At 35.5% G+C, this 13,423-nt stretch carries 5 protein-coding genes; 2 read left to right on the top strand and 3 right to left on the bottom strand.

The features are described 5' to 3' along the window. Position 1: 1 nt before the first annotated feature. The 3 genes from DWB61_RS16005 to DWB61_RS15995 form a co-directional block, all read right to left on the bottom strand. On the bottom strand, positions 2-2,998 hold the full coding sequence (locus tag DWB61_RS16005) for a SusC/RagA family TonB-linked outer membrane protein (RefSeq protein ID WP_158614450.1): 2,997 nt from the start codon (positions 2,996-2,998) through the stop codon (positions 2-4). A 78-nt stretch (positions 2,999-3,076) separates the two neighbouring features. After that, entirely contained in the window at positions 3,077-3,931 is an 855-nt protein-coding gene (locus DWB61_RS16000) for a discoidin domain-containing protein (protein ID WP_158614449.1), read from the bottom strand. Between the two features lie 794 nt (positions 3,932-4,725). Next, positions 4,726-5,184: a hypothetical protein gene (locus DWB61_RS15995; RefSeq protein WP_125031931.1), complete on the bottom strand. Its 459-nt coding sequence runs from the start codon at positions 5,182-5,184 to the stop codon at positions 4,726-4,728. 431 nt (positions 5,185-5,615) lie between these two features. Here DWB61_RS15995 and DWB61_RS15990 point away from each other — a divergent pair, with 431 nt between their 5' ends. Together DWB61_RS15990 and DWB61_RS15985 are read left to right on the top strand one after the other, a co-directional pair. Next, positions 5,616-9,710: a hybrid sensor histidine kinase/response regulator transcription factor gene (locus tag DWB61_RS15990; protein WP_125031929.1), complete on the top strand. Its 4,095-nt coding sequence runs from the start codon at positions 5,616-5,618 to the stop codon at positions 9,708-9,710. Between the two features lie 516 nt (positions 9,711-10,226). Further along, positions 10,227-13,412 carry a SusC/RagA family TonB-linked outer membrane protein gene (locus tag DWB61_RS15985; protein ID WP_125031928.1) on the top strand — a complete coding sequence of 1,062 codons (3,186 nt, stop codon included), beginning with the start codon at positions 10,227-10,229 and terminating at the stop codon, positions 13,410-13,412. Positions 13,413-13,423: the final 11 nt, after the last annotated feature.

The following is a 13,423-nucleotide window of genomic DNA, read 5'->3' as shown; positions in this document are numbered from 1 at the left end:
ATTAAAAATTTACTTTTACACCTGCCATAATTTTCTTCGACAGAGGGTATAATGCACCCGTTTCAGGATCCATACCTGACCAGTTTGTCAGTGTAATCATATTATCAGCACTTACGTAAACTGAAGCACTTGATATCTTAAGTAAGTTTGATACGTTTTTAGGAAGGTTGTATGCCAAGGTTACATTACGTAAACGGATATAACTTGCATCCTCTAAATATCTTGATGAGTTTTTATTTGCATTAACCCCACCATTAAATGGTTTTGGGTGAGTTGCAACATCTCCTGGTTTTTCCCAACGACTCCAGTCATCAGCCAATTTCATATTATTAAAAGAAGCGTACGATCCGTCACTATCAAATAATTCTCTGTTGCTGTTGTATTTATAAATATCATCAACAAAACTAATGTTTGCGGTTAAGCTGAAATCATCAAAAGTAAATTTATTGAGGATACCTCCTGTATACGTCGGAGTTCCTTTTGTTCCAGTAAACTGTAAGGTCGCATCTGCGTAATCTGAAGTTAAACTAACTGTTTTGGTTCCATCCTCGTTTTCCGTTACTTTTTCCCAAAGAGGTTCACCATTTGCTGGATTTGCCCCGTACCAGATTCGTTGGTATTGTGCATCCATATCATAACCTGCTTCGATTCTTGTATTACCACTTGTATAGGCTTTATCTTCGTATATTTCTTCAACCCTGTTTTTGTTGTATGCCAAGTTCAAAGTCATATCCCACTTAAATCTTGAAGTTTTAATTATTTCAGGTGAAACAGTCAGCTCATATCCTTTGTTCGTAACGCGTCCAACATTCATCCAGATGCCGCTATAACCAGTCAATGCTGGAAGTGGAACATAAGTTAACAGATTATCACTATTCTTATAATAAAGGTCCAAGTTGATACTCACACGGTCGAATAATCTTGTACTAATCGCTGTGTTGTAACTGGTTACTTTTTCCCAGCTAATGTCAGCATTTCCTTTTTGATAAGGTGTAGCAGCACTATTTCCATTGTATTGATCTACAAAGGCAAAGTATCCAAGGTATTGAAATCCTCCAGGAGCATTACCCACCTGTCCCATACTGGCAGACCATTTTAATACATTTAACCATTCTATTCCTTGTAGGAATTCTTCGCTATGGGCATTCCAACCAACACTAGCCGACCAAAAGTTACCATATTGCTTGTTTGGACCAAAACTACTTGAACCTTGTCTACTAAACGAAGCAGTAGCCAAATAGATATCATTATAAGCGTATTGCAAATTCACAAGCGTACTTTGTTTAGCACTTTCCCATTTTGCTCCGCCTACACTTACAGCTTCAGCAGTGGTATTAAGTACAGTAAGACCTGCTGCAATACCTTTACCGGTTGCATTGGCGTTATCAGAATGGTAATCCGTGTATTCCCAAGCAACAAATGCACTCAGTGCATGAAGACCAAAACTCTTGTTAATTCGAAGCATTTGATTAGTAAAACGGGTCTTGCTAAAACTATAACTATCATATAGTGTTCCCCTGTCTGCCTGTCCACTAACTGAACGAGGATCAGTATACCATTCAGAGTGGCCAAAATTAAGAGCGATATTATTCATAGAAGAAAAAGTCAACCACTCGTTGATTTTATAATCAAAGCCGATATTTGCACGAAGATTGTTGCTACGTGAATTACCATAATTGTATTGCAAATCGTATAGGTAGTTGTTTTCGTCTCGACCATACCAAACTTTATCGTTTGCGAGTAAATATTCTTTACCGCTATCAACTCTTGGATCTAAAACAGAACCATCAGGTAAATAAGCTTCATCCCAAGGCATGTAGGTAAACATAGCATAAGTAGAATGTTGCTGATCTTTTGTTGTACGATAATCACCAGATAAATTTACTTTAATCTTAAGGCGTTCACTTGCATTAATATCAAAGTTTGCAATAGCTGAATAACGTTCGTAATCGTATCCTTTTAAAGCACCAGTCTCATTATAATAAGTACCAGACAGATACGCAGAAATCTTTTCGTTACCACCAGAATAATTAACGTTATACTCTTGAGCTTTCCCAGTTTGTGTTCCAATCTTCATCCAGTCTGTGTCCGTATTTAATACATCCTCGGTAACATCAGGATTCCATGTTTTTTGATAATCATATAACTCTTGTGAATTCATCACGGAGAAATTCCCGGTGTTAAATGTGGTGTGTCCGTAGGTCGCATTAACGTTTATTTTAGACTCGCCTTTTTTAGCTCTTTTAGTCTGTAATAAAATAACTCCATTAGCAGCCAAAGACCCATACAGCGATGTGGCTGAAGCATCTTTCAATACAGTAATACTTTCAATATCAGCAGGACTGTATCCAGGGTCAGAATTACCCATTATAATACCATCAACTACCCAAAGAGGTGATGTTGTACCTGATAATGAACCTTTACCACGAATGGTAATTTCAGTGCCCGAGCCAGGCTGCCCACTTCCTGCAGATGAGTACACCCCGGCAACCTTACCTTGAAGCATGGATGCTACATTCGATACAAAAACATCTTTTAGCTCTTCGCTGTCTAATGCAACTGCTGAGCCTGTTAAATTTGATTTTTTTGTCGTTCCATATGCAATAACCATGACTTCATCAAGATCACTTGTTGAACTTTTCAGGCTAACATTGATCGTTGTCTGACCATTAACAGGTACTTCCTGTGCTTCGTAACCAATAAATGAAAAGACTAATATGACATTGGCTTGCCCTACTTTTAGTGCGTATTCACCATCCATATTAGTTGTAACACCTTGGGTAGTCCCTTTTACAATAATACTAACGCCTGGCAATGATTCCTGATTCTCACTATCGATTACTTTTCCTTTTACTTCAACCGTTTGCGCACTTGCAATAGCTGTAAAAAACAGCATGAAAACGAACAAACTTATCGCTTTTTGAAGGCCGGAAGTATTGGTCCTTATTTTATTTTTTATATTATTTCGATAGAAATCGATTTGTCGCAAATATTTCATAATCATTATCTTAAATCTTAATTAGATAAATAAACTATTATACATGTTGTTCTTAATTATTCTATATTCAACTCCCTATTAATAAGGTAGCATCCCATCTTCGAACACTTTTAACTCAGCCATACATGTAGAGTTTTGACCAGGAGTTTTTGTATCAAGAATTCTTACCCTAAAATATTTAGAAGAGTAATTCTTATCAAGTGACAAAGCATTCCACTCTGGATTTAGTAAAACATTATCTAATCTATCTGAAGTCCATACGGTTGTGTAAGTGGTTCCATCTGTACTAGTTTGCACATCGAATTGAGCAGGATTATTACCTCTTGCGTACTTGTCTCTGGTAGCAAATTCAAAACCACCAATATTTTTAACTTCAGCAAATGTAATTTGAATATGGTGAGGTAATGGCTCAACACCGCCTGACCAAGCCGAATGCCAATAAGTATTCAAATCACCATCAACAAGATTTGGCTTAGGTCCTTCTGAACCTTCCTGCGTATAAGTGTCGATCATTTCATTTGTTAGGGTATGGTAAGTTTTTCCTGCTTTTGAAGTGAATGAAATTGTTTCTCCATAAGCGGTACCTGCTTCATTGGAAGCATAAGCTCTGGCTTTATAAGCCGTTTTAATAGTTAACCCCTTTAGGGTAGCTGAATAACTCCAGTCCTCCTGCAATATACCATCTGGAGTAAATTCACCAACTGCTGCAAAATAATCTTCTACTGTTGGGTCAGCATCTCCAGTCGTAAAGCAAACCCCCATAGCAAGAAGTTTTGATCCACCGTTTGATGTGACAATGCCGCTCACAACAGCGTCCTGACCTGTGATGTCAGTAACTTCACCTGTGGTCGTCACTGGCAAGTTGACTGATTCGTCTTTGTCACAACTGGTAGTAAAAGAAATTACAACCATCGCAAATAATAAAAATGCCATCCGCGAAAGATCCATTTTTAAAAATTTCTGATAATTACGTTTTTTAATTTTCTGATTCTTCATAAGTTTTAGAGTTAGTATAACATTAAAAATTAGGTATTAGGTCAATAAATAGTTACCCTTATAACACTGAATCTATATCAGTAATCTTAACGGGATTATTTTTAGTTCTCATTTGTTGTTCAAAATTTTCTCATGCCAAAATTGTTTGGGATGAGATGTTTTTGTCTCTAGTTTGAACACTAAATTATCCCGACTTCATTTATTCAGGTTATGAACTATTATTTTGCGATGATAATAATAGGGATTATCTATTTTTGGGAGGTGGATATTTTAGGCTAATAGGTAGACATTTTCCCACAAGCCTATTAAGCAGCACAATACAGATGATTACAACTTAATATTTGTTTGATATTTACTTGATAGGATTGCTTTAGATTTCTACTTTTGTTTTATCCCCAAACCCCGAAATTAACTCAGTATTCTAAAAATAAATACCCATCTAACCAAGCTTATTTTACTTTTTGTGATTTGCAATTATTATCTCATTTCATTTGCTGATGCGTCCACAAACATTATCCTTGCAAGCGTCTAAATTAGACGATAACAAGACGGGACTTCAAATTTGACTGAAGATTTAAAGGCTTTTCTGTAGCTTACAGAAAAGAAATCAAAACACAATTAAGAAAAGAAGTCTAAGATTCTCTCATAAAATAAAAGGCAGTAGATAACTAGAATCTACTGCCTTTCATTTTAGTTCAACGTTGCTATAAATCCTATACTGATGACAAGCATTATTGTACTTCTAGTTTATAATCAATTATCCTAATTCTTCCATACAACTCCTTTGTCATTTTAAAAGACTCTAATACTTGATAATTTACATATTCATTTTTATAAGCTAAAAAATAATATGATGAAGACTTGCTCGCTTTAACGATTTTTGTTTCCCAACTCACAAGTGAGCGCTTCTTAACAGCTCCATACCTGACGATATTCAAGTCCAAAAAATCAGCCACCTTTAACTTAGCATCTGCTAAACTTTGATGATCATTCATCTTAATATATTTTGTACTGAATAATCCAATCATGCCTTCAAGATCATACACCTTTCTGCAAGAGTAAAACTTATCTGTTATTTCCTCTGCATCAATCTTATCTTCTATTCCGTTTATAATTATTTCATTTGGACTCATAATGCAACCCATTAGCATTATTCCAAATATAACTAGCAGCATTAGTTTCTTTTTCATTGTTAATAATTAAGTATTAAAACAGAGATACTATCAAAATGAGCACACCTATGCACATTAACAACACAAATCATTAAAAAAACAATTCATACAAAAGTATGTATTTAACAGGGCAGTCCTGTGAATAAAACAAGCATCAACATGAACTATAGTGATTTAGTTCAAAACTCCTTCCATAAAACCAGAATAGAACAGAAATTATAATTCTTAACATCTGATTTTATTAAGTTATTTTTCATGAATTTCAAAAGTGTGAAATAGCTTTCATTTTAAAGTGGAAATTTTTGGCTAAAAAGTGGAAATTCTCATATACAACTAATATAGAGTGAATTACAAAAACTTAATTGACTGATTTTATTTAATTTCTGTAGTGAAGAATTCATATATATCAGTATTTTTGCTAGCAACCCAAACCTAGAACCTAATTCGTCATGTTAAAAATCCCCACACACGCAGCTAAGCTTGTTCTACTTTTATTGGCTTGCAATTCTTATCTCTTTTCATTTGCCGATGAATCAACTAATTTCATTCACCTGAGTGCTATAGTTGACAGACAACAAACCAAAGTCACAAATGTGGTTGAAGATTCGTTGGGTTATCTGTGGCTCAATTCAAATTCAGGACTTCTACGCTACGATGGATACGATTACCGTCAATATTCTTTCAACGAAATATTTGGAGACAATGTATCCTTTGCGAAAATTCTAGGTATATCGAAAGATTCTGATGGAGACATATGGTGCGTTTCACAAAAAGGCGCAATTTCGAAACTGATGCCATCAGGCAAGTTTGAATCACAATATTCCAACTACACCAAATTGCCTGAACATCTAGAACTGGAATCATTAAGTATTGGTAAATCCAGACTTTGGATGGGCAGTAATTTTGGAACTGCAATCGGACAATCCCTTAAGGATTCAACAAGCGTTAGATTTGATATTTACTCTTCCAATGAAACCATTACATCTATTGCAGAAGGAAAAAATGATATCGTTTGGTTCAGCACCAATAAAGGACGAATATTCAAGGGGAACACCTCAACTATGGATCTTTACGAACTAAAGGGGCCTTTCAATAATCCATTTAACACAGTTATCTTAACAACCGATAAAAATGGTAATCTTTGGATTGGAACAGATCTTACTGGCTTTTACTTTTATGATCTAAAAACTGAAACTTACGAACATTTCCACAACAAAGCCAAAGCATCACATTTCGTCCCTACTAATATGGTGATTCGTATTTTTCGTGATAGTAAAGGCTTGATATGGCTTGGTACTGATGGAGGAGGACTTTACCAGATAAAGCCCAAAACAAAACATGTGAAAATTTACAATTATTCTAAATCCAACAAATTTTCTCTTCAGAGTAATTCTGTAATTGGCATAGGCGAGACCAATAACAACGATATCTGGGTATTCACAAATTATGGCAATATTAACATCTTACCAAGCGAATCCTCAACCGTTGGCTATTATAGTGGTAATATTTCAGGTGTACCAACACGTATCCTTTCAATATTAAAATGTCAGAACGGAAACCTATGGGCAGGTACTGATGGAGAAGGTCTTACAATAATCAACAAAAAAGGAAATGCAGTGAAACAATTTGTTGCAAAGACCAATACTGCCAATGGCCTGACAGGGAATTACATTCAGGCGATGGTTGAGGATAGAAACCAAAACAAGTGGATTGGAACCTATCTAAATGGATTATCATTTTACAATTCAAAAACATCAACATTTTCATCGATAAAAGTATTAAACAGTAAAGGGCAATTAGGCTCCGACATCAGATCTTTATTCATCGATAACAGTGATCAGGTTTGGGTTGGCAGTAATATTGGCATCTCCCTTTTCTCATTATCAGGCAATCAGCTCGCTTTTTTTCCACGCAATAAGAATGGACTTAAGGGGAACATCACCGAAGTATTTTTGCAAGATGAAAATGATCAGATTTGGATTGGTATGTCTGAAGGAGGATTATTCTTATTTAAGGAGGGAAAAACTATAGAAGATTCTTCCTTTATACCCTATCAGCTAATAGATTCAAAAAACCCGGCTGAAAACAGTATATTCCATGGAGCTGCAGATTATCATGGACATCTTTATTTCACGAATTCCTATTCCCGACTACTCAAATTTAATATTAAAGAGAAGAAAACAGTTCCCATCAACGGATTTAGTAATGAAGAAATCCACGGAGTTACGGCAATTCTTGTTTCTGATAGTTCTAATTTATGGGTTTCGCGAAGTAATGGCATTTCTCATCTGGATTTAAATGCAAAACAGGACTATTTATACACATGGAAAAATGGAACAATAAAGGGAGCTTTTCTTTCGGGCAGTGCGACCAAAGACAAAAACAATCTTTTCTATTTCGGAGGAGTTGATGGTTTAAATTTCTTTGATCCAAAGCAGATGAAAACCAGCCAAAAACAGTTTCAATTGAGAGTAAACCAAATAAAAGTTGTAAACCGTGATGCCAATAAGATTATTCCAGAACAATTATCTGAGGGAATTGAGCACCTAAAATCGATCGAATTAAATCACAAGCAAACCTCCTTTTCTTTTCAGTTTTCTGTCATTAATGATCATCTGGATCCAAACTATTTCTATGCCTATCGACTTAAAGGATTCGATAAAAACTGGATCATAACTGAAAATCAACGAATAGCTACTTATACAAGTATCCCATACGGGGATTACACTTTTGAAGTTAAAGCAGGAACCAACAGAAATCTTTGGGATATTGAGCCAAGATCCATACAAGTGACTGTTTTATCACCCCTTTGGCAAAGATGGTGGGCGTACGTAATCTACAGTCTTGCTCTGATAATTGCTCTCTTTTTCATCATTCGCTATTCTATAATGTGGGCCCGCTTAAAAAAGAAACTTCTACTGGAAGAATGGCAGAACGAAAAAAACAATGAACTGTATGCCATGAAAATGAATTTCTTCGCAAAGATGTCGCATGAAATTCAAACACCCCTTACACTTATTATGGCTCCCATCGAGAGTATGATTGAACGAGCAGAGGGCAATCTCTTATTGAAACAACGCTTGAATGTGATTCATAACAATGCTAAACGACTCTCACGTATTGCACTAGAATTAATGACCGTAAGAAATCGTGAATTGGGAAAACTACAATTACGAGCAAACCAAAATAATATTTCTAAGCATTGTGAATCCATAGCACTCTCTTTTACAGAACAAGCGCGATTCAAACATATCGATTTTGTTTATGAATCGAAGCAAGATGATATCATACTTTGGTATGATAAAGAAAAGCTTGAACACGTCATCTATAACCTTTTATCAAATGCATTTAAATTCACACCTCGCGAGGGGCAAATTCAATTTAAAATAAAGAGTAACTGCGAACATTTTTTTCTAAGCATATCTGATTCGGGAATTGGGATAGATGAAGAAAACCTAAAACACATTTTCAATATGTTCTATCAGTCGAAAGAAGGACGAGCTGTTGGAGGTACTGGTATTGGACTTGCCTTAAGTAAAGAGTTGATGACTCTTCATAGAGGAAAAATAATGGTTGACTCTACTCTCAATCAAGGCACTAAATTCACCTTAATCTTACCTTTAGGTAATAAGCATCTAAAAACAGAAGAAATAATCAACAATAAACCACTTGAGGCTATTAGGCAAGATGATAGTTTGAATAAAGAAGATCTTAACACACCAAGCGTAAATTCCAACAGTAAGATTCATCTTCTAATTGTGGAAGATAACTATGAAATGTTATTGCTTTTAAAAGACACTTTTAGTCCATTTTATAATGTATTCACTGCTGAAAATGGAAAAGAAGCCCTGGCTATTTTACACGAAACAACGCCAGATATTATTATTAGTGATATCATGATGCCTATAATGGATGGCATCACTCTTTGTAAGCAATTGAAGAATACAAAAACAATGCGCCATATACCAATCATTCTACTAACAGCTCGTAATACGACTCAATCTAAACTCGAAGGCTTAAAATATGGCGCCATAGAATACATTAACAAACCTTTCAACGTTAAAGAACTGATATTTAAAGTCAATAACATTCTAGAATCTCACAAAAATCTTATTCTAAAATACAGAACTGAATTATTGACTCAAAGTGAAGCCCCTCAGGTTGAATCACCAGATGAAAAATTTATTGAGTCTGTATTAATAGAACTTGAGAAAAATTTGGTTAATCCTGATTTTAAACTGGAGGATTTATCCGAAGCATTGAGTATGAGCTACTCAAATATCTACCGCAGATTTCAGTCTATAACCAACAAAACTCTTGTAGACTTTATGCGATGTTTAAGATTAAAAAAAGCAGCTTTCATTTTGGTAAAACACAATTACACCATTTCTGAGATTGCATTTAATGTCGGTTTTAACGACCCAAAATATTTCTCAAGATGCTTTAAAAAGGAATATAATTACACGCCTAAGGAATTTAAACAACTTGCAAACTCAGATGGCGGCGCTGATTTTCTAAAACATCACGATATCATAAAAGAATAATTCATTTCACACACAGACTCTAAACCTGCATAAAAACAAGTCTTACAGACTAAAAGACAATAAAAGCCATTCTAAATTATCATTTTTATTTACCGTACTGGTAGGAACTGGTAGGTATTTTTATATATTTGTATCAAACAAATTAAAGATAGCTACTACTCACACGTCTAGTTTTGGTAATTATGATTAAACAAACTAAATCCAAGCATCATCACAACAGATCATACAAAGGATTGTATGAATGCTGGATATACTAGAGCCTGAGCTTTCGTATCTCTATATATTCACCACACAAGAGATATCCTTCAATATTCTAAATTCAGAATAGCAACACCAATCAATTAAGTCATACAATCATTAAGATGGTGAATTGAATGCCCATCAAAACATCAAATATTATTGCATAAAAAAAGACAGAGAAAGCTACCAACGATCTCTGCCAAACATTAAAAACGCTCAGTTGTTTCCATCGCAAAAAAGAAGACAGCTGGCATTAACTTTAACGAACCTAAATTTATGAAAAAAAATGCAAACTATTTTGCGCAATTCCACTATGCGCAAAAACGCTGTGTTTCATGGCTCATGAAACTATGCATTGTCGCAATTCTATTCTCACCTGTTCTGGTGAAAGCATCACAAACACCCAACTTCGGCAACATCGAGCAAAACCAAATTACGATAAAGGGTGTTGTCACATCTGCTGATGATGGGCTTTCTATTCCTGGAGTTTCTGTTGTAGTAAAGGGAACATCTAACGGTACAAGTACCGATTTTGATGGTAATTTTACTATCCAAGCTGAAGAAGGTCAAACACTTGTTTTCTCTTTCGTAGGTATGACAACACAAGAAGTTGTTATTAAAGGTAACTCCTTAAACATCATCCTTGAATCAGAAAACCTAGGTCTTGACGAAGTTGTCGTTGTGGGGTATGGTACTCAGAAAAAAAGTGATATTACAGGTGCGGTTTCTTCAGTTAAAGGTGAAGATCTTAAAAAAACACCCTCTTCAAACGCTGTTAATGCTTTACAGGGTAAAGTTGCAGGTGTAACCATCACCAAGTTTGGTGGAGCACCAGGTTCAGGTTCAAGCATTACTATTCGTGGTATTGGAACTGTAGGCAACAACGAACCGCTTTATATTATCGATGGACTACCTGGTTCTATGTCTCTTCTAAACCCTGATGATATTGAGTCTTTTGAAATACTAAAAGATGGAGCTTCCGCTGCTATCTATGGATCTCGTGCTGCCAATGGTGTGGTTTTAATCACAACTAAAAAAGGGAAAAAAGGTCAGGTAAATGTAGATTTCAATATGCACCTTGGACAAACAAAAGCTATTGATCAACTTAATTTATTAGACTCAGAAGGTTATATAAAAGTGCATAAAATGATGTACGATAATTATAATCAGTATGCTGCTGATGGAGACAAACAAGCTTTACCTGATTATATAACAGCGCCAATCACTGCCAATACTAACTGGCAGGAAGAAGTATCACGTGCTGCCCTCCAACAAAATTACAATCTTAGTATTAATGGTGGTAATGATTTGGGTTACTATGGCGTTTCGGGTAGTTGGAACGATGAAGAAGGAACTCTAATTGGAAGTGATTATCTTAAGAAAACACTCCGTGCCAAATTAGGAATGACAAAGGGTCGATTAAGTGTCGATGCAAATATTTCTTACGCTGAAACCAATTCAGAAGAGACAAAATTCTCTTTATCTGACACCTATAAGCTTACCCCACTTATTTCTCCTTTCGATGAAAATGGGAATGTTCAATTAACTTCAGGTGATATGCCTGCAAATGCTAACCCATATGCCAATCATCTAAATACTAAAGGAGAAACTGATCTACAATACTTCTCAGCTAATATTACTGGAAGATTAAATTTTACAGATTGGTTATCGTACCAAGTCAATTTAGGACTTATAAATAGTAATAATAACAAATGGAACTATCATACCAAATTTGAAAGAAGTCCTAAAGATGGTGAAGATTACATCTACTATGGTGAAGAGCGTAACAACTACCGCTCTCAAATCATGGAGCATCTATTGAACTTCCAAAAGGACTTCGGGAAACATTCTGTATCATCAGTTATTGGCTATACAGCTTCTAAAGAAACAAACAATTGGATGGGAGCTAATGTTACTGGAAAAAATACGGTTTATTCAGCAGAAGGTGACGATATTATTACCAAAGACGAAATGGCTGGCTTTCTGGATCCAAGTTGGATGACTTTGGATGCTGGTAAAGGAGGTACCTATGCTGCTTATGGAAGTAGAAATGAATACACTCGCACATCAATTCTGGGTCGAGTAAACTATTCTTTCGATAGCAAATACTTATTACAAGTTACTGCACGTCGTGATGGATCATCAAAATTTGGTTCTGACTCTCGTTATGGTACATTCCCTTCGGTTGCACTTGGATGGAGAATTACTCAGGAAGACTTTATGTCTGACTATGAATTCATTGACAACTTAAAACTAAGAGCTAGTTGGGGTAAATTAGGAAATGAGGTAACTTTAGGATTCTATGATCACCAAGCACTTATCCGTACTGGTAATGATTCGGAATTAGGTGCTGTACGTGGTTCTGGTGCTAATCCTTGGACAGGTTCTATCGCAACAGGACTTGAAAACAGAGAACTCCAATGGGAAACGACAATTTCTAAAAATCTTGGACTGGATTTCACTCTGCTGGGAAACAAGTTTAATGGTACAATTAACTTCTATAACACTACTACTGAAGACATGTTAATTTACAGACAACTACCAGGTTCTGCTGGGCTTGATAGTCCTGTATTAAATGTTGGCGAAATTAATAATAAGGGATTTGAATTCGAGTTAGGATACTATAAACAAGATGGCGATTTCAAATACAGTATCAACACAACGTTTACTACAACTAAAAACGAAGTCGTTTCTTTAGCTAGTAAAGATCAGGCTTTATTTGGTGAAGGTTTAAAGTATGGTGACTCTCACTTCCCAACTCAAACTAAAGCTGGTTACGAAATTGGTGCTTTCTTCTTATATCAAACTGATGGTTTATTTCAATCAATGGATGAAGTAAATGCACATAGTAATAAAGATGGTGATTTACTTCAAGCCAGTGCTAAACCCGGTGATATCCGTTTTAAAGATACTAATGGTGATGGTGAATTGAATGAAAAAGATAAGGTTTATTCTGGCTCTGGTATTCCTGATTTCACTTACTCAATTAACTTTAATGCCTCATACAAAGGTTTCGATTTCTCAATGATGTTCTATGGCGTTGAAGGTAACGAGCTATACAATGGTAACCGCTACTATTTAGAGAACATGTCTGCTGGTCAGAATTTCTTAGCTTCTTCACTTAATGCTTGGACAGAAACTAACAAAAATACTAATACTCCAAGAGCTGTACTTGGAGATGCCAACACAAACACACGTGAATCTGACCGTTATCTTGAAGATGGATCATTCCTTCGTTTAAAGAATATCGAATTGGGATACACCTTACCGAAATCTATGATTAAGCGTATGGGTGTTAGCAAGTGTAGAGTATATTTCAATGCTCAAAATGTTTTTACAATAACTGATTATTCAGGTATTGATCCTGAAGTTGGACGTAGCAATGTTCTTAATACAGGTATTGATAGAAGTTTATACCCTATCAATAAATCATTCTTCGCAGGCGTACAATTATCATTCTAAATAAACACATA

This window comes from Ancylomarina euxina, from assembly GCF_003863355.1.
Taxonomy (GTDB): domain Bacteria; phylum Bacteroidota; class Bacteroidia; order Bacteroidales; family Marinifilaceae; genus Ancylomarina; species Ancylomarina euxinus.
Note: the sequence above shows the minus strand (reverse complement) of the source record. Positions and strands in the feature narration are given on the sequence as shown.

Bases quoted from the DNA above. Each gene is read 5' to 3' on its own strand.
- DWB61_RS16005 (WP_158614450.1), bottom strand. From the start codon at position 2,998: ATGAAATATTTGCGACAAATCGATTTCTATCGAAATAATATAAAAAAT.
- DWB61_RS16000 (WP_158614449.1), bottom strand. From the start codon at position 3,931: ATGGCATTTTTATTATTTGCGATGGTTGTAATTTCTTTTACTACCAGT.
- DWB61_RS15995 (WP_125031931.1), bottom strand. From the start codon at position 5,184: ATGAAAAAGAAACTAATGCTGCTAGTTATATTTGGAATAATGCTAATG.
- DWB61_RS15990 (WP_125031929.1), top strand. From the start codon at position 5,616: ATGTTAAAAATCCCCACACACGCAGCTAAGCTTGTTCTACTTTTATTG.
- DWB61_RS15985 (WP_125031928.1), top strand. From the start codon at position 10,227: ATGAAAAAAAATGCAAACTATTTTGCGCAATTCCACTATGCGCAAAAA.